This window comes from Pseudomonas sp. COR18, assembly GCF_048568395.1.
Taxonomy (GTDB): Bacteria; Pseudomonadota; Gammaproteobacteria; order Pseudomonadales; family Pseudomonadaceae; genus Aquipseudomonas; species Aquipseudomonas fuscovaginae_B.
Genome location: NZ_CP183808.1, coordinates 5,348,149 through 5,374,642 on the forward strand (window position 1 = coordinate 5,348,149; position 26,494 = coordinate 5,374,642).

The 26,494-nt window shown below is 61.1% G+C and carries 22 protein-coding genes and 1 pseudogene; 14 read left to right on the forward strand and 9 right to left on the reverse strand.

Annotation, left to right across the window (positions count from 1 at the left end; all coding sequences use genetic code 11):
- Nucleotides 1–184 precede the first annotated feature (184 nt).
- Nucleotides 185–595, reverse strand: a pseudogene (locus ACM62G_RS24470) (aldehyde dehydrogenase (NADP(+))); the annotation flags it as partial.
- A gap of 510 nt (nt 596–1,105) precedes the next feature.
- On the opposite strand from ACM62G_RS24470, the gene tcmP reads away from it, so the two are divergent.
- From tcmP to ACM62G_RS24495, 5 genes are all read left to right on the forward strand, one after another.
- Complete coding sequence (tcmP, locus tag ACM62G_RS24475; RefSeq protein ID WP_419735803.1) at nt 1,106–2,296, forward strand: three-Cys-motif partner protein TcmP; 1,191 nt, start codon at nt 1,106–1,108, stop codon at nt 2,294–2,296.
- A gap of 230 nt (nt 2,297–2,526) precedes the next feature.
- A complete protein-coding gene (locus tag ACM62G_RS24480) occupies nt 2,527–3,270 on the forward strand; it encodes a phage Gp37/Gp68 family protein (protein ID WP_419735804.1) in 744 nt (247 codons plus the stop codon).
- A 17-nt stretch (nt 3,271–3,287) separates the two neighbouring features.
- Entirely contained in the window at nt 3,288–4,622 is a 1,335-nt protein-coding gene (locus ACM62G_RS24485) for a three-Cys-motif partner protein TcmP (protein ID WP_419735805.1), read from the forward strand.
- 208 nt (nt 4,623–4,830) lie between these two features.
- Entirely contained in the window at nt 4,831–5,586 is a 756-nt protein-coding gene (locus ACM62G_RS24490) for a hypothetical protein (RefSeq protein WP_419735806.1), read from the forward strand.
- A 728-nt stretch (nt 5,587–6,314) separates the two neighbouring features.
- The gene (locus tag ACM62G_RS24495; protein WP_419735807.1) at nt 6,315–6,698 is read left to right on the forward strand and encodes a hypothetical protein; all 384 of its coding nucleotides are present in this window, start codon (nt 6,315–6,317) and stop codon (nt 6,696–6,698) included.
- An 85-nt stretch (nt 6,699–6,783) separates the two neighbouring features.
- Here ACM62G_RS24495 and ACM62G_RS24500 read toward each other — a convergent pair whose 3' ends face one another.
- The 5 genes from ACM62G_RS24500 to ACM62G_RS24520 all read right to left on the reverse strand — a co-directional run bounded on the left by ACM62G_RS24500 (nt 6,784) and on the right by ACM62G_RS24520 (nt 13,687).
- Nucleotides 6,784–8,364 (reverse strand): aldehyde dehydrogenase (NADP(+)), encoded by a 1,581-nt coding sequence (locus ACM62G_RS24500; RefSeq protein ID WP_419735808.1) that lies wholly within the window; start codon nt 8,362–8,364, stop codon nt 6,784–6,786.
- Between the two features lie 122 nt (nt 8,365–8,486).
- Entirely contained in the window at nt 8,487–10,040 is a 1,554-nt protein-coding gene (garD, locus tag ACM62G_RS24505) for a galactarate dehydratase (protein ID WP_054064555.1), read from the reverse strand.
- Between the two features lie 80 nt (nt 10,041–10,120).
- Nucleotides 10,121–11,488, reverse strand: coding sequence for an MFS transporter (locus ACM62G_RS24510; RefSeq protein ID WP_419735809.1), 1,368 nt, complete (start codon nt 11,486–11,488; stop codon nt 10,121–10,123).
- Nucleotides 11,489–11,592: 104 nt separating this feature from the next.
- Nucleotides 11,593–12,504: a 5-dehydro-4-deoxyglucarate dehydratase gene (gene kdgD / locus ACM62G_RS24515; RefSeq protein ID WP_054060954.1), complete on the reverse strand. Its 912-nt coding sequence runs from the start codon at nt 12,502–12,504 to the stop codon at nt 11,593–11,595.
- A gap of 283 nt (nt 12,505–12,787) precedes the next feature.
- Complete coding sequence (locus ACM62G_RS24520; RefSeq protein ID WP_419735810.1) at nt 12,788–13,687, reverse strand: LysR family transcriptional regulator; 900 nt, start codon at nt 13,685–13,687, stop codon at nt 12,788–12,790.
- A 100-nt stretch (nt 13,688–13,787) separates the two neighbouring features.
- On the opposite strand from ACM62G_RS24520, the gene ACM62G_RS24525 reads away from it, so the two are divergent.
- The 5 genes from ACM62G_RS24525 (at nt 13,788) to ACM62G_RS24545 (ending at nt 18,057) form a co-directional block, all read left to right on the forward strand.
- Nucleotides 13,788–13,919, forward strand: coding sequence for a hypothetical protein (locus ACM62G_RS24525; protein ID WP_273820979.1), 132 nt, complete (start codon nt 13,788–13,790; stop codon nt 13,917–13,919).
- Nucleotides 13,916–15,703, forward strand: a complete 1,788-nt coding sequence (locus ACM62G_RS24530; protein WP_419735811.1) for an acyl-CoA dehydrogenase C-terminal domain-containing protein — start codon at nt 13,916–13,918, stop codon at nt 15,701–15,703. Before ACM62G_RS24525 ends, ACM62G_RS24530 begins: the two co-directional genes overlap by 4 nt.
- Before the next feature lie 77 nt (nt 15,704–15,780).
- Nucleotides 15,781–16,944: an iron-containing alcohol dehydrogenase gene (locus ACM62G_RS24535; protein ID WP_273820981.1), complete on the forward strand. Its 1,164-nt coding sequence runs from the start codon at nt 15,781–15,783 to the stop codon at nt 16,942–16,944.
- A 308-nt stretch (nt 16,945–17,252) separates the two neighbouring features.
- A complete protein-coding gene (locus tag ACM62G_RS24540; RefSeq protein WP_054056974.1) occupies nt 17,253–17,450 on the forward strand; it encodes a hypothetical protein in 198 nt (65 codons plus the stop codon).
- 55 nt (nt 17,451–17,505) lie between these two features.
- A complete protein-coding gene (locus ACM62G_RS24545) occupies nt 17,506–18,057 on the forward strand; it encodes a DUF2857 domain-containing protein (protein ID WP_054056973.1) in 552 nt (183 codons plus the stop codon).
- Nucleotides 18,058–18,124: 67 nt separating this feature from the next.
- Here ACM62G_RS24545 and ACM62G_RS24550 read toward each other — a convergent pair whose 3' ends face one another.
- The gene (locus ACM62G_RS24550) at nt 18,125–20,236 is read right to left on the reverse strand and encodes a TonB-dependent siderophore receptor (RefSeq protein WP_419735812.1); all 2,112 of its coding nucleotides are present in this window, start codon (nt 20,234–20,236) and stop codon (nt 18,125–18,127) included.
- A gap of 270 nt (nt 20,237–20,506) precedes the next feature.
- Between ACM62G_RS24550 and ACM62G_RS24555 the strand changes: the two genes are divergently transcribed.
- Nucleotides 20,507–21,352 (forward strand): fumarylacetoacetate hydrolase family protein, encoded by an 846-nt coding sequence (locus tag ACM62G_RS24555; RefSeq protein WP_054056972.1) that lies wholly within the window; start codon nt 20,507–20,509, stop codon nt 21,350–21,352.
- Between the two features lie 16 nt (nt 21,353–21,368).
- Here the strand turns inward: ACM62G_RS24555 and ACM62G_RS24560 are convergent, their stop codons facing one another.
- Nucleotides 21,369–21,992: a TetR/AcrR family transcriptional regulator gene (locus ACM62G_RS24560; RefSeq protein WP_273820984.1), complete on the reverse strand. Its 624-nt coding sequence runs from the start codon at nt 21,990–21,992 to the stop codon at nt 21,369–21,371.
- A 205-nt stretch (nt 21,993–22,197) separates the two neighbouring features.
- Between ACM62G_RS24560 and ACM62G_RS24565 the strand changes: the two genes are divergently transcribed.
- The 3 genes from ACM62G_RS24565 to ACM62G_RS24575 all read left to right on the forward strand — a co-directional run bounded on the left by ACM62G_RS24565 (nt 22,198) and on the right by ACM62G_RS24575 (nt 25,916).
- A complete protein-coding gene (locus tag ACM62G_RS24565) occupies nt 22,198–23,718 on the forward strand; it encodes a phytoene desaturase family protein (RefSeq protein ID WP_419735813.1) in 1,521 nt (506 codons plus the stop codon).
- Nucleotides 23,711–24,874, forward strand: coding sequence for an FAD-binding oxidoreductase (locus tag ACM62G_RS24570; protein ID WP_273820986.1), 1,164 nt, complete (start codon nt 23,711–23,713; stop codon nt 24,872–24,874). Before ACM62G_RS24565 ends, ACM62G_RS24570 begins: the two co-directional genes overlap by 8 nt.
- 298 nt (nt 24,875–25,172) lie before the next feature.
- Nucleotides 25,173–25,916 carry a polysaccharide lyase family 7 protein gene (locus tag ACM62G_RS24575; protein WP_419735814.1) on the forward strand — a complete coding sequence of 248 codons (744 nt, stop codon included), beginning with the start codon at nt 25,173–25,175 and terminating at the stop codon, nt 25,914–25,916.
- Nucleotides 25,917–26,071: 155 nt separating this feature from the next.
- On the opposite strand, the gene ACM62G_RS24580 is transcribed toward ACM62G_RS24575, so the two are convergent.
- Nucleotides 26,072–26,485 carry a DoxX family protein gene (locus tag ACM62G_RS24580; protein ID WP_419735815.1) on the reverse strand — a complete coding sequence of 138 codons (414 nt, stop codon included), beginning with the start codon at nt 26,483–26,485 and terminating at the stop codon, nt 26,072–26,074.
- Between the last annotated feature and the right edge of the window lie 9 nt (nt 26,486–26,494).

Genomic DNA, 26,494 nt, shown 5'->3' on the forward strand with positions numbered 1-26,494 from the left:
ATACTAAAATACGGCAGCATAGACATCCGGTCTGATCTGACTGCATAAAGATTCCGATGACCAAAGGTGGAGTTGTGAACGAATTCAGTAAGGCCAGACTAGTCCCAGGACAGGCAAAGCGAAACACCGACCCCAAAAATAAAAAAGCCCCGCCAAAGCGGGGCCCTCTCCATCAACGCAGCAATCAGACCGCCGCATCACTCCACTGCCCATTCACCAGGCGACGCAGCCCCAACGGGTTGCCATCACGCAGTGCCTCAGGCAGCAGCGACTGCGGGTAGTTCTGGTAGCAAACCGGACGCAGGAAACGATCGATCGCCAGGGTACCCACCGACGTCCCACGGGCATCGGAAGTCGCCGGGTATGGCCCACCGTGAACCATCGCGTCACACACCTCGACACCGGTCGGGTAGCCGTTGATCAGGATCCGGCCGACTTTCTCTTCCAGCAGCGGCACCAGCCAGGCGAAGGCTTCGAAGTCTTCCGCTTCGCCGATCAGGGTGGCGGTCAGCTGGCCACGCAGGCCGAGCAGGGCCGCGCGCAGTTGCTCGTTGTCCTGGACCTCGACGGCGACAGTGGTCGGGCCTAAGGCTTCTTAGAAAATAGATCCGTCCCAGATCCGGTCGTCCCAGATCCGGTCCCAGATCCGTCCGTCCCAGATCCGTCCCCTTTTCTCGTGTTCGAACTGAACCAACGATTGGATAGGGCATAAAGTACTGGATCGGGTTTCTCGAATGGCCAGCCGTGGTGACGATGGTACTGGCAGCATGGTATACGGGGTCACGTCATTCGAACAGCAGGAAGATTGACTTCTGCTGCTCCATCTTCGGCAACGTGCTTTGGAGTAACCGGAAGAGGCCCGGAGCCTTGAGATTCCAACTGCTCTGTCTGTGCGTCATGAACCTGCGGGGATGGAGGGGGCCCTCATCTACACCGCTGCGAATGAGCTTCTAGTAACGGTCAACGGCAACAATGGACCTCGGTGCACTGCAGAGGCGGCCGTAGCCACCTGACTCAGGCTAAGATATCGTATCGCCACTACGCGCCACTCAACGTGATAAGCCGATCCGTGATAGGCGACCGAGAGGGTCAACAAGGAAGTGAAATGTCTTTGATACCAATGGAATATCAGGGTAGAGAACAGGCTTACGTCAAGCACACCATTCTGAGAACTTACTTGCAGCGGCTGTTCATGATCATAGGCCGCAGTGAGAAGGTGATCAATTTCGTCGACTGCTTCGCCGGCCCCTGGTCAGAAGAATCTAATGACTTGCGCGACACCTCCATTGGTATCTCGTTAAGCCTGATGAAGGATTGCGCAAAGGCGCTTGAGGAGCGGCATGGTGCAAAGGTGAAATTCCGCGCCTTATATATAGAGAAGAACGACGAAGCTTTCGCAAAGCTACAAAATTTTCTCTCCAACAACATGGGCAGTGTCGTAGAGGCCAGCTGCATCCACGGCGACTACATGACGAAAATCGACGATATCGCGAGTTGGGCAAAACAGGGTTTCACTTTTTTTTTCATTGATCCCAAAGGCTGGCGGAAGGTCATCAACGCGCCGGTACTAGCGCCGCTATTGACATTGAACAGAGCCGAGTTTCTCATCAACTTGATGTACGACTTCCTCAACCGAGCGATGTCGATGACGGCCCAGCAAGCTAACGTTGAAGAGTTGCTCGGAAAGCCAGTCACGTTTTCAGGCAAAGAGACGGCGTCCGAGCGGCAGCACATCATTGTTTCCCAGTACCGCCAGGTAGTGGGTGATTTGTACAACGGTAGGACAGCGTACGTCACGGTAGAGAGACCGGGAATGGACCGCGTGCTGTACTTCCTGATCTATCTCACGCGACACTCCAAAGGACTCATTGTCTTCAAAGAGGCCGCCGAGCAGATGGATATGGTGCAGCGCGTCAGTCAGTTCGAGGCCAAGCTAAGACAGCAAGCGAGCAAGAGGCTTCCTGTCTATGACCTTTTCTCCCTACCTGAGGATCAGCCCGAGCCAGTCAGCGTTCGAGACAACAGGATGCTCGCCAAAAAGTATTTGCTGACACGTCTCTCTACCACACCGTTGCTGGTGGACAATGATTGCTGGGCAAACTTCCTTGTGGAAACTGACCTCTACCCGACGGACCTGCAACTGGCATTTAAAGAACTCGCTAAAGAAGAGAAAATCATAAATCTGGATGCGGATGTTCGAAAGCGGACAAAAAATCCGGTAAGACCTAACTGGTCGAAAAAAAGTGAACGATGGGTACTGTGCGCAGAACCACTTTCGCAAAAAGATATTTGTTAGCTTTTATCAACAGTAAAAAATTAGCCGGCGACAAAAAGCCTTAACGCGTCACAAGGTTTCTAGCAAAAATAGTGTACTAATTAGATCTTATTTTGCTGAGTCTATCGGATATATGTGTTATGCTTATGGCTTGACAGGAGTCCGAACAGAAACTCCAAACATAAAGGTGATAACCATTTTAGTCGCGCCCGGTTTATATGAGCATCGTGCACGACAGGAGTTACAGTGCAATGAGTACCCAGACGAGCATAGAATGGACCGAAATGACTTGGAACCCTATCGTGGGCTGCACCAAGGTATCGCCGGGCTGCAAGCATTGTTATGCCGAGAATATGGCGCGTCGGCTGCAAGCAATGGGCACTCCAGGTTATGATAATGGTTTCAAACTTAGCCTGCGCCCGGAGAAGCTACGAGAACCACTTCAGCGCAAGAAGCCGACTATCTATTTTGTAAACTCCATGTCGGATCTGTTTCACGAAAAAGTCCCTGATCATTACATCGACCAGGTTTTTGACGTCATACGTGAGGCAACGCAACATACTTTTCAGATTCTGACCAAGCGTGCGGAACGCTTGGCTGATTACTTCAGCGGGCGCGTTCCACCTACCAACGCCTGGCTGGGCGTATCGGTCGAAGATAAAGCCTATGGCGTTCCTCGTATCGATTGCTTGCGTCGTGTGAATGCCACAATCCGGTTCCTCTCGGCAGAGCCCCTTCTGGAAGATCTCGGTGAAATAGACCTGACCGATATCCACTGGGTGATCGTTGGAGGCGAGTCAGGTGCGAAAGCGCGCCCTATGCAGCAAGAGTGGGTCGACAATATTCATCGCCAGTGCGATATCTCAGGTTCCGCGTTCTTCTTCAAACAGTGGGGCGGCTGGGGTGCGGATGGCATCAAGCGCTCTAAAAAAGCAAACGGGCGGCTGCTGAAAGGCCAGACCTGGGATGAAATACCTCTGTTGAATTTAGCCTGAGTTAAAGGGTTTATCGGATGGCCAAGGATGAAAAATACAAATGGAATATTTCCACTGGGACATATCCTCAGATTGACCCACATAGCAAGATTAAGCACAAGATCATCCAAGACTATATTCGCTCCTACATTACGGTCCTGATGAGTAACCAGATGATTCCCCGAATTGGGATTAACATAATCGATGGATTCTGTGGAGGGGGAATTTATAAAAACGATGATGGTATAGGCGTTCATTATGGATCGCCGATCATCGCGTTGGACACTGTGCGCCAGACAGTTGCGGAAATTAACATACTTAGAAAGCAAGCCCGCGAGGTAATCGCAAAATATTATTTTGTAGATATAAAAAAAGACAACCTAAATTACCTGGGCGCGATACTCAACGAGAAAGGGTATTCTCACTTAATAAACAAGGACGTGTTCCCCATTAGGTCTCGCTTCACCGACGCACTTCCGGCGTTAATCAATCAGATCAAGCAATTCAAGTTCTCCCAGCGCGCACTTTTCTTGCTGGACCAGTATGCTTACAAAGATGTTCCATTCTCCAGCATTCGCACCATCTTTCAGGAGGTTGGAAACGCTGAGGTTTTGCTGACGTTCAACGTTGACAGCCTGATTGACTATCTTTCAGAGCGAGAGGAAAACCGCAAGGCACTGCAGAATATCGACCTTGAAAAATACATTCCGTGGAAAAAACTCCCGGCCTTTAAGGCTACGATGCGCCATGAATGGCAGCATCTCATTCAACGCTTCCTGGCAGAGGGAATACTGAAAGAAAGCGGCGCAGAGTTCATGACGGTATTCTTCATAACGCCATTTGGTGCTAACCCTCGCACCTACTGGTTCATTCATCTTGCGAAGAGCTATCGCGCCAATGCCGTGATGAAGGAAATTCACTGGAAGTACGGCAACCACTTCTCGCACTCCATGACGCCCGCATTGTTCGTGGGTTACGACACTAAACGCGACATTCAGGTTACAGATCAACACAACCTAGGCTTCGGAGAAGAGCACTTCTTCGACAGCGTCACCGGAAAACGCATCGAGACCGAGCTCTCCGAGCTGCTGCCCAGACAGATCTACCAACAGCCGGTACAGACGTTCGAGACCATGATGAGGAGCATGGCCAACGGCACAATGGCCAACGAGAGCATCGTGCGCGAGGCCCTCCACATGCCAATTTTGTGCAAGGACATAGAGGTTTTCGACAAAGACAGTGGTACCAGGCGGCGCAAGGGCAGCAGCATCAAGTCCTCCGATATCCTGATGCCGGCAGCTCAGCGGTCCATGTTTTTCTTGCCTCCCATCTCGATGGTCCAGAAGAGAAAGACGGAGCTCGAAGATGAGTGATTGCCGGTGGCTCACCTCAGTTCAAAGCCATCGCCCGCGCCTGCGATAACTCCGTCCTCACGCACAAATGCTGGGTTCTGGATCGGTGACGATGCCTCCTGCCGTTCGGTAACAATACGCGACGTATACTCGGTACAATTGCGATCCGCAGGCTACTGAACGCAAAGCGGCAAGCAAATATCAAGATTTTCAGATTAGAGGGATAAAAATGCAAAGGAAGGCCGGTCTCATAGACGTATTCGCCAAGCCCTATGAGGTTTGGACCAGGCGCCGTAATAGTCACCAGGAGGCCTTGGATCTTGTTGTGAATCATGGCGTGCATCCAAGCCAAGCTCTGGATGTAAACGACAAGCTTATCGCTGTGGTAGCCACAGCCTCTGAAGCTGCGGCTCGAATGCTAACAGTGCGCGCTGACAATGGGCTAGAGAATCACGTTGAGGCAGCCCTGGATTCAAGCGCTGAATACCAGGCGCTGCGGAGGTCGATGCCATTGGCCGAGCCCCCGGAGCTTAGCGCTTACCAAGGCTCATTCACCGAGCGAGACTGGGAGCCTGCTGATGCCGCGATCAAGGTTAATGGCGTAAAAATGGCTGATGGGCAGTTTTTGTTCCACGGAGGGCTCTGGCCAAGTGACAGCAATAGCTTCATCACGACACGCCCGCTATCAACCTCTTTCTGCCCTCAGGTGGCATTGAGAAATGCCGAGTGGCGCGGCAAGGCATACGAATCTGGCCGTGTGGACCTGATGGTTGTGCGGGTCACAAATTCAGAAACGAAGGCCTATGCCTATAGCCGTGAGGGCGAACACGGCAACGAGAAGGAAGTTGTATTTGCAAGCGGCGCGAACCTTCGTCGTGTACGTGAGTCTAGGCTCGCTGATATGCCCGTAAGCAAAGTCACCTCTACGCTGGAGACACTCGAAAAGGTTGTGCCTGCTTATCTACTGGAGGTGGAACTTAGCTAGGTGCGGGCGGGTCTCGGATTACCGAGCATTTCAAAATCGTACCGTAGGCGCGGTTGCACCCGCGCCTACAGCTTACTCAAGAGGAACGGGTTCTACCCCACCATCGCCTCCTCTGACTCTGTCAGCTTGGAGCTGTGTGGCTGAGAGGGACCCATTCGAGAATCTTGGGTTGTTGATCGCGAACGCCATTTGGTCATTATCTTCACGTTCAACTGGTAGCGAGTGGCAAGCTTTCGATTCGACTCTTGCGACGCTTGGAGCTCGGCTCGAATTCGCGGCGTCGTTCGGGCTGAACCATGGATACGTCCTTCCAAAATGCATCCTCCTCCTGAGGCGTTAAGGATGCACCATGACTCTCCGGGACTGAACACCAAGTGCCTATCGCTCCTGCCAGAATGAGCTTTCAAGGCTAAGCTGAAACAGCCTTCCTAAAAATCTCATATTTCCTACGTGATTCAAGCGTGGGACAATATTGTGTGCGCCAAACGTCATGGCTACAGTCCCAAGGTCGCTGCAAATTCAGCGATACGGGTTTTGCAGCCCGTGACAACAAAGGCGCACAACGCCGCGATCAGCGGCATTTTTTCGTTCGCGTTATGGCGAGCTGTGCGCAGGAGGCTTCGGCCTGCCGGTTCCTTTGTTGCCGGTCTGCAAACCTGTGTACGGCTCGCCACCCCTCGTTTTGCAGCGTAGGTGACGGGCTCCTGACCCAACAAAGGAACTTCACCATGACCAAGAAAATTGTCCCTGATCCGCCGCCTGCCAACAGGGCTTTCGGCACAGACAACACAGCATCCAGCACCCGGTTACTCGACAGTCTCACATTCACCCGTTTCCGCCCCGTTGCACCAGAATCCCTTGATAAACCTTCCTTGTTCGCCATCCAGGAGGGCGTCACTGCCTACGACGCGCTGGCCCACGTCTCGCGCCTGCTCGAAACGGCAGAACTCAACGGCGACGAACTCAGCCTGCACACCGATCCTTTCGAGCGAGCATTGTTCTGGAGCATGCTGCATTCAGTAGAGATGGCGCGGGCAGTGGTCGACGCGCTGCTGGATGGCGTCCCCGTAGCGAACCAGAGTCTCCCGAAAACTGAAGACCCTCAGGGGTAGGTCACGCCTACCTTCAAACGGACACACACACCGCCGGAAATGAAAAAGCCCCGCCAAAGCGGGGCTCTCTCCATCAACGCAGCAATCAGATCGCCGCATCACTCCACTGCCCATTCACCAGGCGACGCAGCCCCAACGGGTTGCCATCACGCAGTGCCTCAGGCAGCAGCGACTGCGGGTAGTTCTGGTAGCAGACCGGACGCAGGAAGCGATCGATCGCCAGGGTGCCCACCGAAGTACCACGGGCATCGGAAGTCGCCGGGTACGGACCACCGTGGACCATCGCATCACACACTTCCACACCGGTCGGGTAGCCGTTGATCAGGATACGGCCGACTTTCTCTTCCAGCAGCGGCACCAGCCAGGCGAAGGCTTCGAAGTCTTCCGCTTCACCGATCAGAGTGGCGGTCAGCTGGCCACGCAGGCCGAGCAGGGCCGCGCGCAGTTGCTCGTTGTCCTTGACCTCGACGGCGACGGTGGTCGGGCCGAAGACTTCTTCCTGCAGCAGGGGATCGGATTCCACCAGCAGTCGCGCGTCAGCCTTGAACAGCTGGGCACGGGCCTGGCTGCCTTCCTGGGCCTGGCCGGCCAGGTGCTTGATGCCAGCGTGAGCCTTCAGGTGCTCCAGGCCGCCGACGTAGCTGCGCAGGCCGCCAGCGTTGAGCAGGGTCTGGCCCGCTTGCTGGTCCAGGTGCTGGCCCAGCTCGCCCAGCAGTTGGCTGTACTGCGGCGATTGCAGGCCGATGACCAGGCCCGGGTTGGTGCAGAACTGGCCGGCACCCAGGCAGACGGAGCCTGCCAGTTCGCGGGCGATGGCTTCGCCACGCTTGGCCAGGGCGCCCGGCAGGATGATCACCGGGTTGATGCTGGACATCTCGGCGAAGACCGGGATCGGCTGCGGACGCTCGGCGGCCATGCGGCACAGGGCGTCACCGCCTTTCAGAGAGCCGGTGAAACCAACGGCCTGGATGGCCGGGTGCTTGACCAGCCACTCGCCGACACCACCGCCGAAGACCATGTTGAACACGCCTTTTGGCATGCCGGTACGCTCGGCAGCGCGCTGGATGGCGCAACCGACCAGGTCGGCAGTCGCCATGTGGCCGCTGTGGGCCTTGAACACGACCGGGCAACCGGCGGCCAGGGCCGCAGCGGTGTCACCACCGGCGGTGGAGAAGGCCAGCGGGAAGTTGCTGGCGCCGAACACGGCGACCGGGCCGACGCCGATGCGCATCTGGCGCAGGTCGACGCGTGGCAGTGGCTGACGCTCAGGCAGGGCCAGGTCGATACGGGCACCGAGGAAGTCGCCACGACGCAGGACCTGGGCGAACAGGCGCATCTGGCCGCTGGTACGGCCACGCTCACCCTGGATACGGGCAGCCGGCAGGGCGGTTTCGCGGCAGACGATGGCGACGAAGCTGTCGTCCAGTTCATCCAGTTCGGCGGCGATGGCATCGAGGAATTCGGCGCGACGGGTCGGCGCCAGTTGGCGGAACTCGGCGAAGGCGGCAGCGGCGGCCTTGGCCGCCCGGTCCACTTCGGCTTCGGTGGCCTGGACGAAGGTGTAGGGCAGGGCCTCGCCGGTGGTGGCGTCCAGACTCTGCAGGTGCTGGGTGCCAGCGGCGCTGCGCTGGCCGGCGATGAAGTTGTGGCCGAGGATCTCAGGCATGGAATGCTCCTTTAGAGAGAAGTGAAGGAAGGAATGCGGATGGAATGGGCTGGCTCGATTCCCTGTAGGAGCCGCACCGCCGGCTCCTACAGGGGCTGCGAACATCGAGCCGGCCGGGTGCATCAGGTGATCGGCGCCGGGTTGAACAGGGTGATGTCGTTGTGCAGCTTATGCTGCTCGGCCCAGGTCTGCTTGCGGCCGCTGGCCACATCCAGATAGTAGTGGAACAACTCCCAGCCCAGTTCCTCAATGCTCGAACGGCCGGTGGCGATGCGCCCGGCGTCGATGTCGATCAGGTCGGGCCAGCGCTCGGCCAGCTCGGTGCGGGTGCACACCTTGACCACCGGGGCCATGGCCAGGCCATACGGGGTGCCACGACCGGTGGTGAACACGTGCAGGTTCATCCCGGCGGCCAGTTGCAGGGTGCCGCAGACGAAGTCGCTGGCCGGGGTGGCGCAGAAGATCAGGCCCTTGCGGTCGACCCGCTCGCCCGGGCCGAGCACGCCCTGGATGGCGCCGCTGCCGGACTTGACGATGGAGCCGAGGGACTTCTCGACGATGTTCGACAGGCCGCCTTTCTTGTTGCCCGGCGTGGTGTTGGCGCTGCGGTCGGCCGCACCTTGTTGCAGGTAGCGGTCGTACCAGTCCATCTCGCGCACCAGCGCGTCGGCCACGTCCTGGTTCTCGGCACGGGAGGTGAGCATGTAGATGGCGTCGCGCACTTCGGTGACTTCCGAGAACAGCACGGTGGCACCGGCACGTACCAGCAGGTCGGCGGCGTAGCCCAGGGCCGGGTTGGCGGTGATGCCGGAGAAGGCATCGCTGCCGCCGCATTGCATGCCGAGGATCAGCTCGCTGGCCGGCACGCTTTCGCGGCGGCGCTGGTCGAGTTTCTTCAGGCGCGTTTCGGCCAGGCCCATGATCTGATCGATCATTTCAGTGAAGCCCAGGCTGGCGTCCTGCAGGCGGTACAGCCACGGCTCGCTGAGGTCGACCGACGGGTCGTTGTCGTGCATCACCTGGCCGGCCTGCAACTTCTCGCAGCCCAGGCTGATGACCAGCGCTTCGCCGCCCAGGTTGGGGTTGCGCGCCAGGTTGCGTACGGTGCGGATCGGGATGTAGGCGTCGCGGGCGTTGATCGCCACGCCGCAGCCATAGCTGTGGGTGAGGGCGACCACGTCATCGACGTGGGGGTATTTGGGCAGCAGCTCGGCCTTGATGCGCTTGACCGCGTGTTCGAGCACGCCGGTCACGCATTGTACGGTGGTGGTGATGCCGAGGATGTTGCGGGTACCGACGGTGCCGTCGGCGTTGCGGTAGCCTTCGAAGGTGAAGCCTTCCAGCGGGGGCAGGGCGTCGGGCACGGCATCGCAGCGTGGCAGGCTGTCCAGTTCCGGGGCGGCCGGCATGGCCAGTTGGCTTTCCTGCACCCAACTGCCCTGGCGCAGGTCTTCCAGGGCGTAGCCGATGATCTGGCCGTAGCGGCGCACCGGTTCGCCCTTGGCGATGAACACGGTGGCGACCTTGTGGCTCTGCGGCACGGCTTGTACCAGCGTCAGGCCATCGGAGAAGCGGGCGCCTTCGCCCAGGCCGCCGTCATTGACCACCACCACGACGTTGTCGTCGTCGTGCAGGCGGACGTAGCGGGGCGAGTCAGAATGTTCGATCAACTGCATGGTCGTGCCTTTCTTATGGATTTCTCAGGCTTTGTTCTGCGTGCATGCCCGCGATGTAGCGGGCATGCACGGGTTCTTGCTCAGTGACGCGCCCCCGCGACTTTCATCGTGGGATTGGCATCCGTTGCCGCTTCATCCTTTGGGCCGTCACGCAATTCGATCCGCCTGATCGGGCCGACGATCACCAGGTAGCTGAACACCGCGACCAAGGCGTTGGCACCGACATACACCAGGGCCCACTTGAACGAGCCGGTGGCGCTGATGATGTAGCCGATGACGATCGGCGTGGTGATCGAGGCAATGTTGCCGAAGGTGTTGAACAGGCCACCGGACAGGCCGGCGATCTGCTTGGGCGAGGTGTCGGCCACGACCGCCCAGCCCAGGGCACCGATGCCTTTGCCGAAGAATGCCAGGGTCATGAAGCCGACCACCATCCATTCCGCCTCGACGTAGTTGCAGAAGACCATGGTGGTCGACAGCATCAGGCCGCAGACGATCGGCAGCTTGCGCGAGAAGGTCAGCGTGTGGCCACGACGCAGCAGCCAGTCCGAGATTACACCACCGAGCACACCGCCGATGAAGCCGCAGATGGCCGGCAGCGAGGCGATGAAGCCCGCCTTGAGGATGGTCATGCCGCGTTCCTGCACCAGGTACACCGGGAACCAGGTCAGGAAGAAGTAGGTGATGGCGTTGATGCAGTACTGGCCCAGGTACACGCCCAGCAGCATGCGGCTGGTCAGCAGTTGCTTGACGTAGTGCCACTTCGGACCGTCGTTGCTGCGTTTCTGGTCCATGTCCACCAGGCCACCGTTCTGCTCGATGTGCTCGAGTTCACTCGGGCTGATGCGCGGGTGCTGTTTCGGGTTGTAGATGGTCTTCATCCAGATGCCCGAGAACACGATGCCGAACACGCCCATCACGATGAACACGTGTTCCCAACCGAAGTGGTAGACGATCCAGCCCATGATCGGCGCGAACAGCGCGGTGGCGAAGTATTGCGCCGAGTTGAAGATCGCCGAGGCCGTGCCGCGTTCCGCCGCCGGGAACCAGGCCGCGACGATCCGGGCGTTGCCGGGGAACGACGGGGCTTCGGCGAAACCGACCAGAAAGCGCAGGGTGAACAGGGTGACGACCGCCCAGGTCACGGGCAGGCCGCCGACAAAACCCTGCAGCATGGTGAACAGCGACCAGCTGAAGATACTGAAGGCGTAGACGTTTTTCGAACCGAAGCGGTCGAGCAGCCAGCCGCCGGGGATCTGGCCGGCCACGTAGGCCCAGCCGAAGGCGGAGAAGATGTAGCCGAGGGTGACAGCGTCGATGCCCAGGTCTTTCTGCAGACTGGAGCCGGCAATGGCGATGGTGGCCCGGTCGGCATAGTTGATCGTGGTCACCAGGAACAGCATGAGCAGAATCAGGTAGCGCACATGCGTCTTTTTAGTCGCTTGCATGCCTTGTACTCCCACTAGTTATTTTTGTGCGGGCTAACGAGTTGTGACCGGAGCCGGCGGTTGCCCGGCTCCGGGTGCGGTGTTGGCAGTCCGCAGGGGCGCGCTTATTGTGGGCCCATCTTGTCCATCAGCGCCGCCAGGGCTTCGTATTCCTGTTCGGTCAGGTCGGTCAGCGGGGTCCGTACCGGGCCTGCGTCGTAGCCGGCGATCTTCGCACCGGCCTTGACGATGCTGACCGCATAGCCGGCCTTGCGGTTGCGGATGTCCAGGTACGGCAGGAAGAAGTCGTCGATCAGCTTGCCAACGGTGGCGTGGTCGTCACGGGCAATGGCGTTGTAGAAGTCCATCGCGGTTTTCGGCACGAAGTTGAACACCGCCGAGGAGTAGACCGGTACGCCCAGGGCCTTGTAGGCCGCCGCATAGACCTCGGCGGTCGGCAGGCCACCCAGGTAGCTGAAACGATCGCCCAGGCGGCGACGGATGGACACCATCAGTTCGATGTCACCCAGGCCGTCCTTGTAGCCGATCAGGTTCGGGCAGCGCTCGGCCAGCTTTTCCAGCAGGTCGGCGTTCAGGCGGCAGACGTTGCGGTTGTACACCACCACGCCGATTTTCACCGATTTGCACACGGCTTCCACGTGGGCGGCCACGCCGTCCTGGCTGGCTTCGGTCAGGTAGTGGGGCAGCAGCAGCAGGCCCTTGGCGCCCAGACGCTCGGCTTCCTGGGCATATTCGATGGCCTGGCGGGTCGAGCCGCCGACACCGGCGAGGATTGGCACCGACTGGGCGCAGGTGTCGACGGCGGTCTTGATCACCTGGCTGTATTCGCTGGCCGCGAGGGAGAAGAACTCACCGGTGCCACCGGCGGCGAACAGGGCGCTGGCGCCGTAGGGTGCGAGCCATTCCAGGCGCTTGACGTAGCCGGCGGCGTTGAAGTCGCCCTGGGCATTGAAGTCGGTGACCGGGAAGGACAGCAGGCCGTGGGAAAGGATGGATTTCAGTTCTTGTGGCGTCATTGTTCTAGGTATCCAGTGGCACGAGGGTGGAAGGAATTTCTGTAGAGGTAAGTTATCGTACAACTTAGCCGAAAGCTAGTGCCATTTTTCTCGATCGGCGAGATGGATGCATTTGCGAAGGTGCCGCGTCAGCTCAGGTAGATCGCCCGGTTATAAAGGTTGAGCCCTGGGTGATCGAAGGCTTCTGAGGCTGAGGACGAGTCATTCGGGGCTCTTCACTGGCAGAAGGCTAGGAGGATGGTTGTCGTACGATTGGCGGTCGACAGTCTGATCGGCCACCCCCTCAGTCCGCGCGGATATCCATGATCCGTTCCACCAGCCAGGCCAGCGCCGGGTCGTGCTGGCGGTGCGCGAGGTAGACCAGTTCCAGCTGGAACGGCTCCAGCGCGAACGGCAGTTCGAACAGTTGCAGCGGCAGCAGTTGCGCGAAGTGCGTGGCCAGCGCGGTCGGCAGGACCACGCACAGGTCCGATTCCGCCGCCAGGTGCGCGGCTTGCAGGTAGTTGGGCGTGGTGTAGACGATACGCCGCGACAGGCCCTGTTCCGCCAGCCATTGGTCGACCATGCCGCGGGTCTGGCCGCCATGCACCCAGAGGTGGCGCAGGCCGAGAAAGGTGGCCAGGTCGAGCGTTGCGTTCACCGCCGGATGGTCGTGACGTACCGCGATACGCAGGGTTTCGCTGCGCCAGTGGCGGCGTTCGAAGCGCGCGGGAGACTCATCGAAGCGGCCGAGCACCAGGTCCAGCTCGCCTCGGTCGAGGGCTTCCATCGGCAGGCTCGGTGCCAGGTGCACCACATCGACCCGCAGGTGCGGCGCCTGGGTCTGCAAGGTGGCGAGCAGCCCGGACATGCACAGCTGTTCGGCGTAGTCGGTCAGGGCGATGCGCAACTGGCGGTGGCTGCGGCCGGGATCGAAGCTGTTGTCGCTGCCCAGGGTCTGTTCGATCTGTTGCAGCGCGGCGCGGATCGGCCCTTCCAGCGCCAGGGCGCGAGGCGTGGGGCGCATGTGCCGGCCAACCCGTACCAGCAGCGGATCACCCAGCAGGTCGCGCAGGCGGGCCAGGGCGTTGCTCACGGTCGGCTGGGTCAGGGCCAGGCGCTCGGCGGCCCGCGACACGTTCTGTTCGCGTAGGAGCATGTCCAGCACCCGCAGCAGATTGAGATCGAAGGTCGATATATTCATGGCTGGAATACATGGGATGCAAAATTAAAATTTCAAAAATACTAGGGCCCTGACTAGGGTTGCGGCAATCCCTTCGATCATCGATTCAGGAGCGCCGCGAGTGAGCCACCCCTACCACGTTCAGCAAACCGCCGTTATCGGCGCCGCGACTTCGCCCGCCGTGCTCGACACCGCGCAGGACCTGGGGTTGATCCTGGCGCGGCTGGCCGATGTGCGGGAGGGCCGGGCATGAACTATCGGGCACCCTTGCGTGACATGCGTTTCGTGCTCCATGAGGTCTTCGACGGGGTGGGGCACTGCCGCCGCCTTGGCAACGGCCTGGACGGCGAGACGCTCGATGGCATCCTCGAACAGGGCGCACGGTTCGTCAGCGAGGTGGTGGCACCGCTCAACCGCCAGGGCGACGAGCAGGGCTGTCGTCTGGAGCAGGGCCGGGTACTGACCCCGGAGGGCTTTGCCCAGGCCTATCGGCAATACGTCGAACAGGGTTGGGCCGGCATGACCGGCCCGCTCGAGTACGAGGGGCAGGGCCTGCCGCAGCTGGTCTCGGCCAGTTTCCATGAAATGCTGATGGGCGCCTCGCTGTCGTTTCGCATCTACTCCGGGCTCACCGAGAGCGCCGTGCTGGCCCTGCATCGCCACGGCAGCGAGGCGCTCAAGCGCGATTACCTGGGCAAGCTGGTCAGCGGCGAGTGGACGGGCACCATGTGCCTGACCGAACCGCAGGCCGGTACCGACCTGGCGCTGCTGCGCACACGGGCCCAACCGGAAGCGGATGGCAGCTACCGCATCAGCGGCAGCAAGATCTTCATCAGCGGTGGCGACCAGGACCTGAGCGAGAACATCGTGCATCTGGTGCTGGCCCGCTTGCCGGAGGCACCGGCCGGTGTGCGGGGCATCAGCCTGTTCCTGGTGCCGAAGTTCGAGCCGGGTGCGGACGGCGGCGTGGGGCGACGCAATGCCGTCGAGTGCGGCGCCCTGGAGCACAAGATGGGCATCCGCGGTGCTGCCACGTGTGTGATGAACTTCGAGGGCGCCCGCGGCTGGCTGGTGGGCGAGGCCAACCAGGGGTTGGCGTGCATGTTCACCATGATGAACGATGCGCGCTTTCAGGTTGGCCTGCAGGGGCTGGGCATCGCCGAGGCGGCGTTCCAGGGGGCGCTGGCCTATGCCCGCGAGCGCCTGCAGTCGCGCAGCCTGGCCGGGCCGGTGGCGCCCGGGCGCGCCGCCGACCCGATTATCAGCCATCCCGATGTGCGCCGCATGCTGCTGACCCAGAAGACCCTGGTCGAAGGCTGCCGCCTGCTGGCGGCGTGCGTGGCCCGCGAGCTTGACCTGGAGCACGGTGACCCGGACCCACAGGCCCGCGCCGCCGCCGGCCACCGGGCCGCGTTGCTGATCCCCATCGTCAAGGCCTTTCTCACCGACGTCGGCCAGGAGGTTTCCAGCCTGGCGGTGCAGGTCCATGGCGGGCACGGCTATATCCGCGAGTGGGGCATGGAGCAGTTGATGCGCGACAGCCGCATCACCCAGCTGTACGAGGGCACCAACGGTATCCAGGCGCTGGATCTGATTCGCCGCAAGGTGCTGGCCGATGGTGGCGAGCAGGTGCAACAACTGATCCGGGAACTGCTCGATGAGGTGGCTGCCTGCAGCGATCCCGCCCTGGACGAGATGGCCCGGGTGGTGGGCCAGCGCCTGGAGCAGTGGCGTTCCCTCAGCCAGCACGTGCTGGATGTCTGCCGGGCCGATCCCCAGGAGATCGGCGCGGTGTCGGTGGATTTCCTCGCCTATTCTGGCTACGTGCTGTTGGCGGCGTTGTGGTTGCGGGCGGCGGTGTGTGCCGCCGCGGCGCTTGACCGTGGCACGGATGACCGGGCGTTCTACCAGGCCAAGCTGCAGGCGGCGGAGTTCTACTGGCGACGGCTGCTGCCGCGCGCCGGTGCCCATCGGGAGGCGCTGCTCGGCGGCGCAGCGTGCCTGATGGTCATGAGCGCGGAGCACTTCGCCTTCTAGCCGGTTTCCCCTTACGCCGTTCGCGCAGGCCGCGCCACGGCGAGTGCCATGAATACAAGAACAAGAGGAATAGGGACATGCAGCCTTTCAGCTTCGCCACCACGCCACAACTGCTCTGCGAACCGGGCGCGGCCGCCCGCCTGGCGTCATTGTGTCAGCAGCGCGGTGCCCGCCGGGTACTGATCGTCACCGACCCCGGCATTATCCGCCTGGGCCTGTTGGATGAGCTGTTGCCCGGTTTCACCCAGGCCCGGCTGGGCGTGGCGATCTTCAGCGATGTCTGCGCCGACCCGAGTGACACTTGCGTACAGTCCGCGGTCGAGCGGGCCCGCCACATCGGGGCCGAGTTGATCGTCGGCTTCGGTGGCGGCAGTTCGATGGATGTCGCCAAGCTGGTGGCGTTGCTGGCTCATCCCGAATGCAACCAGGACCTGCAGGCCATCTACGGCGTCGACCGGGCCCAGGGCCGGCGTCTGCCGCTGATCCAGGTTCCGACCACCGCCGGCACCGGCTCGGAGGTCACGCCCATCGCGGTGATCACCACCGGGCAAGCCAGCAAGATGGGCGTGGTGTCCTCGATCCTGCTGCCGGACCTGGCGCTGCTCGATGCCCGGCTCACCCTCGGCCTGCCGCCGGCGATCACGGCGGCCACCGGTATCGATGCCATGGTCCATGCCATCGAAGCCTACACCAGCAGGATCAGGCGCAACCCGCTGTCGAGCCTGTTGGCCCGGGAGGCGTTGCGTCTGCTGGCCGCCAACCTCGACCAGGCCGTGCACCAGGGGGACGACCTCGCGGCCCGCCAGGCCATGCTGCTGGGCGCCTGTCTGGCCGGGCAGGCGTTCGCCAACGCACCGGTGGCGGCGGTGCATGCACTGGCCTATCCGCTGGGGGCGCAGTTCCACGTGCCCCATGGGCTGGCCAATTCCCTGGTGTTGCCGCATGTGATGCGCTTCAACCGCGGCGAAGCCTTTGCCGACTACGCCGAGCTGGCGCCGATGCTGCTCGGCGAGCGGCTGCGGGCCGGTGATCCGCCGGCACGCTGCGAGCAGTTCATCGAGGAACTGGCGCAACTGGCGCCTCGCTGCGGTTTACCCACCCGGCTGCGCGATGTGGACGTGCCACGCCAGCGTCTCCGGCAACTGGCCGAGGACGCGATGCAGCAACAGCGGCTGCTGGTGAACAATCCGCGTGAGGTCCGGCTGGCCGATGCCCTGGCGATCTACGAAGCCGCGTTCTGAAGGGCTCGGCGAGCGCCCGCCATGGGACGCTCGCGGGCCGGCGGCTCGGATCCGAACAGGCCCCCACCCTGAACGCCCCACAAATGACGCCCGTTTTTTCCCGCAGGAGGGACGCTTTGTCTTACAGATAGCCTTGCGTGGAGCGACTACATAATTAGGGGCAGCACAAAATCGAGCGGTGCAGTGAAGGAGGGCGCTCTGAACCACCGAGGTGGATTCGCGAGCGGCCTGAGGAAAGTTCGCCGCACCGGCTCAACCACCAGTCCGTCGCACCCGGCTGCGATAGCGATCACAGGGAGTACACACAAATGGATTTGAGTTCCGATATCAGCGCTGACCAGACCTGCATGGTGCTGCTCAGAATCAACCAGGAGTCATTGCGGCGCGACGGTTTTCTGTTCGAACTGGCCAGCCACGTGGAGGGCTGGGCGGGTGTCGAGATCCTCAGCGTCGAGTTCGGCCGGCGTGACGAGCACGCTCCCGGCCCGGCAGACGTTCTGGCGTGAAGCAGTCTGGCCCACGCACGGGCCGTCATCCGACCATGGAATGGTAGAGGTTTATATGCACCCGTTGAATCTGGCTGTCGCCTTTCAAATCATGAACAACATCAAGACCGGCCAGTTGCGCAATTGCCTGGCCATGGGGTTTGAGGAAAAGGACCTGCAGACCCTGATCGACCCCCGCTGCATGGGCGCCCTGGTGAACTCGCCGGTGCCCTGGTTCAAGGTGCTGGTCGACGGTGATGTCGTCCAGCGGCTGCTCTCGCGCACCCGCGACAGTGACGAGGAGGAGCAGATCAGCCGGGCGCTCCGCCTGGGGGCCAGCTCGCCGATGATCCTCGAACTGTTCGGGCTGTCGCCCAAGGAAGTCGCCATCCGCCGCACCATGTTGGGCATACCGTACCGCAAGGGTCGCTGGCCAACGGTCAGTCAGGACGGGGAAATGCGTCTGTGGGGACATTGGGTCCGGCTGACCAAGGAGCTGGATACCGATACGCAGGACCCGCGCTCGGTGCTGCAGGTGGCGATGCTGATGACCGAGTGCGAGCCGACCTTGAACCTGGCCATGGTCTGGAGCCTGATCCGCGGCTGGATTGACGAGGAACTGGTGTGAGGCGTGGCTGAGCGGGTCGCAGGGGCCGGTTCCTGGGACCAGCCCCCGAAGCCCCCGGTGAAGGCCCTCAGTATTTCCAGGTCAGCGAAGCGGTCAGGTTGCGTGGTGCGCCGTAGTTGCTGGCCGTGCCGCTGTACAGGGACACCAGGTACTTCTCGTCGGTGACGTTGTTGAGGTTCAGCGACGTGCTCCAGTTGCGGTTGATATCGTAGCTGGCCATCAGGTCGACCACGGCATAGGGATTCTGGCGAATGCTGCTGTACACGTCATTCTGTACGGCGCTCTGCCAGCTCACCCGGGTCCCGACCTTGGCCTGTGGCAGGCCAGGCAGGCGGTAGGTCAGCATGCCGTGGACGCTGTGCTTGGGCACGTACTTGCGTGCCCGGTCGCCATCGGCACCGTCGATTCGCACATAGGTGTAGCCGCCCAGCAGGTCGAGGCCGGGCAGCACTTCGCCGCTAGCCTGCAACTCGATGCCGTGGCTCTTGTAGTCATCGGTGTAGTAGCGGTATTGGGAGCCCACCTGAATGTATCGGCTGTTGGACGGCACATTGCTCTGTTCGGTCTTGAATACGGCTCCCGTCAGGGTCAGGCGATCATCCATCAGGCTGCCTTTCACCCCGGCTTCCAGGCTCTTGCCTTCGAGTGGGGCGAGTGGCTTGCCGTCGATGCCGACCGTGCCGTACTGCGGATTGAAGATCTTCGTCCAACTGGTGTAGAGACTCCACTGCCTGTTCAGGTCATAGACCAGGCCGGTGTAGGGCGTGACCTTGCCATGTTCGCGTTGGGAGTGGTCGACACCATAGCTGTCGCCCGAGCCGTCGGCGCTGAGCATGCGCGCGCCGGCGATCCAGTGCAGGTCGTCCGCCAGGCTGAAGCGCGTGGCGGCGAACAGGCTTTTCTGGGCGTCGGTGAAGTTCTGTGTATTGGTATCGCTGGTGTAGATGAACAGCGGCGGTGTTTCGGTGCCCGCAAGAATGCTGGCAAATGAGGTCGGGTAGTAACCCGCCGCTGCGGCATCGTATTCGCGTGCCGTCTGGTGGGTACGGCCATAGCTGGCACCGACGGTCAGCTCATGTTCGCGCCCGAACAGGCTGAACGGGCCGGAGAGCTTCGCCTCACCCAGTAACTCGTGGGCCTTGCTGGTGGTATGGGCCGCGAACGCCGTGGCGTCATCGCCGGTGACGCTGGAAACATAGAGCATGTTGGTGTCTTGTTTCTCGGTGATCCCGGTGGCGGTGATCGTCGCGTTCCAGCCGTTGCCGAAATCATGCTTGAGCTCGGCAAAGGCGCGCTGGGTGTGCATGTTCCAGTAGGTCCACGGCTGGCCGACGCTGGAGCTGCGGCTGCGGTAGTGGATCGGGTTGTTGTTGCTGTCCACCAGGGGCAGGTTGCCCCACGTACTGCCGTTGGCGTCGCTGTTGTGCTGCGAGAAACCGACCGTGAGGGTGTCGGCATCGGACAGGTCGAACGCGAGCAGGCCGGCGACCACGTTCTTTTCGTGGCTGTAGCGATCGAGCCAGGCGTTGCCCTTGTCGTGGGCGTAGATGAAGCGTGCGCGTACGTTGCCGCTTTCCGTCAACGGGCCCGATACGTCCATGTCGATTCGGCGGTTGTCCCAGGAGCCGGCGCTGGTGTCGATCTGCGCCTGGAAGGTGTCGGTCGGCCGCTTGCGCACGAAGTTGACCGTGGCCGACGGGTTGCCGGTGCCGCTCATCAGGCCATTGGCGCCATGGAGCACGTCGATCTGCTCGTATTCGGCCATGTCCTGGTCGCCGATCAGGATTGTCTGGGCGAACGGCATGCCCATGCCGTCGTACTCGAACGTCCCGATATCGAAGCCGCGAGAAGTGAACTCGGTGCGGTCGGTTTCGCTCTGCTCCACCGTCACCGAAGGGGCGGAACGCAGGGCGTCCTTGACGCCATTGAGCTTGAAGTCATCCATTTGGGAGCGGGTGATGGTGGTGATGGCTTGTGGCGTTTCCTTGTCCGTCAGTCCCAGCTTGGTGGTGCTGGACGAGGGCTGTCCCTGGTAGCCCTCGCTCTGGGTGTCGCCCTGAGTGACAGTGCCTTGAATTTGCGTAGCGGGCAGGGTGAGCTCGTCGGCGGCGTTCGCCTGCGGCAGCACACTGATGGCGCCCGCCAGTAGCAGGGTGGTGGTGGAAAGGCAAGGATTCAAAATTCATGTTTCCTAATATGTCCAAAGGAAACACTATTCTTAATCAAGATGATAATCATTACCAAATGTGTCGATCTTGTTACCCAGCGGACAAGTGGTTTCATAGCGCGCAACGGATCATGACGAGCCCAGGGTGCAGTGCCCTGGCGGCGATCGGTGCTACCCTGGCGGTCCGCTTGTTTTCGAGCTGGCGCCGGATGCCGCCCGTATCCGCAGGTTTCCCTTTCAGGGCCCGTGGAACACGCGCCCCGTACGATGAGGAACAATCAGATGAAGCTCTGCCGTGTTGGCCAACCCGGACAGGAACGTCCGGGCCTTGTAGACGCCCAGGGACGTATCCGTGACTTGTCGGCTCACCTGGACGACATCACGCCCGACGATGTCACGCCAGCCGGCCTGGCACGCATCGCCCGGCTCGACATCGCTTCGCTGCCGCTGGTCGAGCAGGGCGTTCGCCATGGCGCGCCGGTGGCGGGGATTCGCAAGTTCATTGCCATTGGCCTCAATTATCGCGACCACGCCGAAGAAGCCGGCATGGCGATTCCGGATGAACCGGTGATCTTCACCAAGGCAATCACCTGTATCTGTGGCGCGCACGACAACATCGTGCAACCGCGCGAGTCGACCAGGCTGGACTGGGAAGTGGAGCTGGGGGTGGTCATCGGTACCGAGGCCCGTTCGGTTTCCGAGGCGCAGGCCCTCGATTTCGTGGCCGGTTACTGTGTGGTCAACGACGTCTCCGAGCGTGCGTTCCAACTGCAGTCATCGCAGTGGGACAAGGGCAAGGGTTGCGACACCTTCGGTCCCATCGGGCCCTGGTTAGTGACCCGCGACGAGATCGCCGATCCGCAGAACCTGGACATGTGGCTGGACGTGAATGGCGAGCGCCGCCAGACCGGCAACACCCGCACCATGATCTTCACGGTGGCGCAGATCGTTTCCTACGTCAGCCGCTACATCACCCTGCAGCCGGGAGACGTTCTCTGCACGGGCACCCCGCCGGGTGTCGGCATGGGCATGAAGCCGCAACCGCAATGGCTCAAGCCCGGCGACACGGTTCGCCTGTGGATCGAGGGCCTGGGTGAACAGCAGCAGACGGTCGTGTCCGCTGCCTGAGGACTGCTCGTCGGGTTCAGTCCCGGTTCTCGACCTTGAACAACTGCGCAAAGCCTTGCAGGGTGCTGTCGACGAAACGCTCGTCGGTGGTCCCGGCCGGGAAGTGCAGGACATTGTGGATCACCAGCGATGCCAGGCCATGGGTATAGGACCAGCCGGCGAGGGCGGCCCGGCGCACTTCTGCATGCTGCACATCCAGCCCCAGTATTTCGGCGATGATGCGCTTGAGCTCGCCGAACGCCTCTTCGCGCGCGATCTTGAGCTCCGGGATCATCTCGCCGTTGGCGAATTCGGGGCCGAACATCAACTGGTACAGGGCCGGGTTGCCGCGGGCGAAGCTGAAGTAGGCCAGGCTCGCGTTACGCAGTTTCCGCACGCCGTCGCTGTGGGCATCCCTGATCACCAGCACCTTGCCCAGTTCGCGAAAACCCTGGGCGGCCAGATGGCCGATGAGTTCCGCGCGGTTCGCGTAGTGGTGGTACGCCGCGGTTGAACTGACTCCGACCCGCTCCGAAACCGCCCGCAACGAGAGTTTGGTCGGTCCCACTTGCTCAAGCATCTGTCGCGCGGCGTCGAGCAGTTGCGGCGCCAGGTTGCCCACGTGGTAGGTATCGCGTGAGCGGGCGGAGGTCTTGGTCATGCGGGGGTGGTCTCGACAGCAGGAGATTGGAAGGTATTGGCGTGGTCACGATCTTAGCATGGCGAAGTATCTTGACAGTGCTAAGATTGCTTCGTAGCCTGTGCCCCACAACGAGGCCGAAGTCGTGAGTCGTGCGAACGGAGGCCAGCCCGTCCGGGGTGTTTTTTTAGCGTGATCTTAGCACTGATAAGTTAAGGGGAAGAACATGCAACACTATGACGCCGTCGTGATCGGCGCTGGCAACGCCGGATTGACCGCCGCAACGGCCTTGCAGCGGGGCGGCTGTCGCACCCTGCTGCTGGAGCGCCACAACATTCCGGGCGGTTGCGCCACGTCCTTCGTGCGTGGCGATTTCGAGTTCGAAGTGGCGCTGCACCAGCTCAGCGGCCTGGGCACCGAGGACAAACCCTTCGTCATGCGCAAGCTGTTCGACAAGCTCGGCGTGCTGGACAAGGTCGAGTTCGTCCAGGAGCAGGCGCTGTATCGCCTGGTGGTGCCGGGGGAGATCGACGTCACCCTGCCTGCCAGCTGGTCGGGGGTGCGCGATACCCTGCAGGGGCTGTTTCCGGCGCAATCCCAGGCGATTGCGGACTTCCTGGCGCTCTGCGAGAAGATCACCGTGGAGAGCTTCATGACCCTGCCCCAGGCGCGCCGCAGCAACAGCCAGGCGATGCTCGAGTCGATGTGCCCGTGCTTCGTGAAGTACGGTTTCCGTTCGGTGAAGGAGGTGCTGGACGAATTTTTCAGCGACCCCAAGCTGAAGCGGGTGGTGGCCACCTATTGGCTCTACCTCGGCGTGCCCCCCAGCAGGCTGCCGTTTCCGGACCTGGCCGCGATGTTGTATGCCTACGCGGCATTCAAGCCCTGGCATATCAAGGGTGGCTCCCAGGCCTTGTCCAGTGCGTTGGTGGAGTCGTTTCTCGAAGCCGGTGGCGAAGTCCGTTTCAACTGCGGCGTAGAGAAGATTCATACCCTCGACGGTCGCATCAGTGGTGTACGCCTTGAGGGGGGCGAGAGCGTTTCCTGTGCGGCCGTGGTGTCCAATGCCAGCCCACTGACCACCTTCAACGAGTTGCTGGATCTCGAGCAGCCCCCGCTCAAGGTCCGGCAGGATTTCAAATCCCGGCGCATGGGGACCTCGGCCTTCGTCATCTACCTGGGCCTGGATTGCACCCCGCAGGAGCTGGGCGTCACGCAAGCGTCCAGTTTCATCTACGAGACCCTGGACGAAGAGCAGATCTTCCAGCGCATGGGCAGCCTGGAACCCCCCCTGGGCGGCATGCTGACCTGTTACAACCTCGAAGATCCCGAGGCCGCGCCCCCCGGCAAGAGCCAGGTGGTGCTGGTTTGCCTGCAATATGCCGAGCCCTGGAAGGCCGTGTCGCCGGAGCATTACGCGCAAACCAAGTACGCGTTCGCCGAGCAACTGATCGGGGTGATCGAGAAGGTCTACCCGAAGGTGCGCCAGTACATCGAGGAAGTGGAAGTCGCCACGCCGCTGACCATGATGCGCTATCTCAATACGCCGGGTGGCGCCATCTATGGGTTCCAGCAAAGCACACAGGATTCGGCCTTGCTGCGCGAGCGCCTGGAGGGTGTGCCCGGTCTCTATATCGCCGGTTCATGGACCACCATGGGCGGCTTCCAGCCGACCTACATGGCGGGTGAGTCCACCGCCAGGGCGGTGCTCAAACAGTTGAAAACCAGGGAGGTGGAGCATGTCTGAGCAGAACCTGCTGAATGCCGTCGCGGGCTTTCGTGAGGCCTGGCAAGCCAAGGAGGTGCTGGAGCTGACGGGCAGCGACTTCCGCGAAATCAGGGGGGAGGTCGCCAGCACCGTGGTGCAGTTGCATCCCAAGCGGCTGGAACTGGAGGTCGCCGAGATCATCGACGAGACCGCCAGCACCCGGACCTTGCGCCTGGTCGCCGCGGACCGTGGCGTGCTGCCACCGTTCCAGGCCGGGCAGTACATCAACCTGTTCGTCGACATCGATGGCGTGGCCACCGCTCGACCCTATGCCATGTCTTCTTCGCCCGCGCAGCGTTCCCATTACGACCTGACGGTGAAGCGGGCCGCAGGTGGTTTCGTGTCCAACCATCTGCTCGACAGGGTCGTGGTGGGGCAGCGCCTGCACGGTTCCGGGCCGATGGGCAGCTTTCACCACAATCCGCTGTTCCATGGCGATGACCTGGTGTTCCTGGCCGGCGGCTCGGGCGGTGCGCCGGCGCGCAGTATCCTGCTGGACATCCTCGAGCGTGGCCTGCCGTACCGTTTCCACCTCATTTACGTGAACAGCTACATCGATGATGTGATTTTCGATGATGAACTGCGTGGCCTGGCCGATCACCATGCCCACTTCACCTTGAGCGAGGTGATTTCCCGTCCTCCGGCCGACCACCGGGGCCACACCGGTCGCCTGACGCAGCCACTGCTGCAGCAACTGCTCGGCGAGATCGGCGACAAGATGTTCTACGTGTGTGGTCCCACGCCGTTCAATGACAGTTGTATCGAGCTGCTCATGGCACTGGGTGTGAAGCGTCGACGTATCCGCGTCGAGGCCAATGGTGCGCCCAAGGCGCCGAATGAGCAGCCAGGGTGGCCTGAAGGCGTCTCACTGGATGATGAGGTCACCGTCACGGTCAATGGGCGCGGTCAGTTCCGCAGCCGCGTGGGCGAGCCCTTGCTCAATGCCCTGGAGCGCAATGGCTACGGCACCGAAAACGCCTGCCGTTCAGGCGAGTGCAGCCTGTGCCGGGTCAAGTTGCTTCGTGGCACGGTGTTCAATCCGCAGGAGGCCCATTTGCGCAAGTCCGATCGTGACTTCGGCTGGATCTACTCCTGCGTGGCATTCCCGACCGGGGATATCGAGGTCCTGCTCTGAAGGACCGTCTCTTCAATCGCTCCCCACACCAGGCAGCGAAGATCTGCCCTGCCAACCTGACGAAAAATCAGGGGCAGGGCGGTGGGTCTCAGGTGGGCGTGACTCACACTGCCAGGAAGCGGCCTGGCGTGTTCTGAAAAGCTGCGCATAAAAGAAAGAAAAGTTTAATGTCCTGAGATCGTTCAGTTCGCGCGTGTTCCTGATAAATTGATCAAAGGCTCTTGATGTGGTGGGGGCCTTGCCATTAACGCTTTGTAAGACTTTCATTCGTTGTGCAGGTGGGTAATAGGTGCGTTAAATGGTCAGGAAAAAATTGGCGCTGACGGCTCCGATATGCTTTTTCTGGAGCTCCGTATTATTGGCGAGTGCACTTGATCCAGGCGCCGCGCCTGGGAAAAATTTTGATTTGTCCTCCTATCGTTTGCAGACGTTCAATAGCAGTCTGCAGGTCCTTCAAGTGCAGCCGATCGGTTCGTATCTGGATCCCTTTTTCTTCACTGATTCAGTCACCGGGGAGATGGTATTCCGCGTGCCATCGGGTGCCGGGCACACCGCGCACTCTGAGTACCCCAGGGTTGAGCTACGCCAGATTTCCAGTTGGTTCATGACAATGAATCCGTCTCAGCCTCGTGTTCAGACAGTGAAACTGCGCGTGATCAACGAGCCTGCCAGGGGAGGCCTGATTTTCGCGCAAGTTCATGGTGAAGAAACGGGGGGTTCTGAAGCGCTAAAGCTTCGATGGCGGCAAGGAACTATAGAGGTTGGCTACAAAGAGCATTATGGGGACAAGGAGTCGCGCCTTGTCATGTTGAGAGGCCTGTCGCTGGGAGACGTGATCACGTGTCGCATCAGCGTTTTGAATGCTGATATCACCATTGAAGTTGAAAGTGAAACTGCCGGCTCAAAAAGAACCCTGCACTACGATCTTCCATCCTGGCGTGATATTCCTTTGTATTTCAAGGTGGGTGTCTATTCTCAGGATGACCAGGCAGACGGTTCGTACGGCAGCGCGGCAGTACTTGAGCTGAAAAACGCTCAGTAAGCTGGCAATCGGGGTGTGGATTGGCGTAGCAAGAATCTTCCTCAGATTTGGCTTGGCGTTTCCGTAACCCTGAGCGGGTAGCTCAGTGCCCTCGTTGAATACCCAGGCAGCCTCAGCCGAGCCGCCTCATCGGCGGCTGGCGGCGATCTTTCTCTTCAGCGCCAGCCCAGGCGTCGATCCAGCGCCCAACTGCCAGCACCGCGGCCGATCAGCAGCAACAGCAGGGCGGCCCAGGTCAGGTGGGTCGGCCAGGCATCGGGGTAGACGAATATCTCGATCACCAGGGTCATGCCCAACAGGGCCAGGGCCGAGAACCGGGTGGCCAGGCCCAGCACCAGCAGCAGGGGGAACAGATGCTCGGCGTAGGTGGCCAGGTGTGCCGCCAGCTCCGGGGGCAGCAGGGGCAGGGCATACTCATCGCGAAACAGCGAATAGGTGCCGGGCCTGATCGTCAGCAGGCCTTCGACCTTGGTGCGCCCGGAGAGCCAGAACACCGAAGCGATGCCCAGGCGGGCCAGCAGCAACAGGAGGTTGTCACTCAGCAGGCGGGTCAGCGCGGAAGCGTTCATGAACGGTAC

Excerpts from the sequence above, each read along its gene's own strand:
- tcmP (WP_419735803.1), top strand. The coding sequence starts at position 1,106 with ATGTCTTTGATACCAATGGAATATCAGGGTAGAGAACAGGCTTACGTC.
- ACM62G_RS24480 (WP_419735804.1), top strand. The coding sequence starts at position 2,527 with ATGAGTACCCAGACGAGCATAGAATGGACCGAAATGACTTGGAACCCT.
- ACM62G_RS24485 (WP_419735805.1), top strand. The coding sequence starts at position 3,288 with ATGGCCAAGGATGAAAAATACAAATGGAATATTTCCACTGGGACATAT.
- ACM62G_RS24490 (WP_419735806.1), top strand. The coding sequence starts at position 4,831 with ATGCAAAGGAAGGCCGGTCTCATAGACGTATTCGCCAAGCCCTATGAG.
- ACM62G_RS24495 (WP_419735807.1), top strand. The coding sequence starts at position 6,315 with ATGACCAAGAAAATTGTCCCTGATCCGCCGCCTGCCAACAGGGCTTTC.
- ACM62G_RS24500 (WP_419735808.1), bottom strand. The coding sequence starts at position 8,364 with ATGCCTGAGATCCTCGGCCACAACTTCATCGCCGGCCAGCGCAGCGCC.
- garD (WP_054064555.1), bottom strand. The coding sequence starts at position 10,040 with ATGCAGTTGATCGAACATTCTGACTCGCCCCGCTACGTCCGCCTGCAC.
- ACM62G_RS24510 (WP_419735809.1), bottom strand. The coding sequence starts at position 11,488 with ATGCAAGCGACTAAAAAGACGCATGTGCGCTACCTGATTCTGCTCATG.
- kdgD (WP_054060954.1), bottom strand. The coding sequence starts at position 12,504 with ATGACGCCACAAGAACTGAAATCCATCCTTTCCCACGGCCTGCTGTCC.
- ACM62G_RS24520 (WP_419735810.1), bottom strand. The coding sequence starts at position 13,687 with ATGAATATATCGACCTTCGATCTCAATCTGCTGCGGGTGCTGGACATG.
- ACM62G_RS24530 (WP_419735811.1), top strand. The coding sequence starts at position 13,916 with ATGAACTATCGGGCACCCTTGCGTGACATGCGTTTCGTGCTCCATGAG.
- ACM62G_RS24535 (WP_273820981.1), top strand. The coding sequence starts at position 15,781 with ATGCAGCCTTTCAGCTTCGCCACCACGCCACAACTGCTCTGCGAACCG.
- ACM62G_RS24540 (WP_054056974.1), top strand. The coding sequence starts at position 17,253 with ATGGATTTGAGTTCCGATATCAGCGCTGACCAGACCTGCATGGTGCTG.
- ACM62G_RS24545 (WP_054056973.1), top strand. The coding sequence starts at position 17,506 with ATGCACCCGTTGAATCTGGCTGTCGCCTTTCAAATCATGAACAACATC.
- ACM62G_RS24555 (WP_054056972.1), top strand. The coding sequence starts at position 20,507 with ATGAAGCTCTGCCGTGTTGGCCAACCCGGACAGGAACGTCCGGGCCTT.
- ACM62G_RS24560 (WP_273820984.1), bottom strand. The coding sequence starts at position 21,992 with ATGACCAAGACCTCCGCCCGCTCACGCGATACCTACCACGTGGGCAAC.
- ACM62G_RS24565 (WP_419735813.1), top strand. The coding sequence starts at position 22,198 with ATGCAACACTATGACGCCGTCGTGATCGGCGCTGGCAACGCCGGATTG.
- ACM62G_RS24570 (WP_273820986.1), top strand. The coding sequence starts at position 23,711 with ATGTCTGAGCAGAACCTGCTGAATGCCGTCGCGGGCTTTCGTGAGGCC.
- ACM62G_RS24575 (WP_419735814.1), top strand. The coding sequence starts at position 25,173 with ATGGTCAGGAAAAAATTGGCGCTGACGGCTCCGATATGCTTTTTCTGG.
- ACM62G_RS24580 (WP_419735815.1), bottom strand. The coding sequence starts at position 26,485 with ATGAACGCTTCCGCGCTGACCCGCCTGCTGAGTGACAACCTCCTGTTG.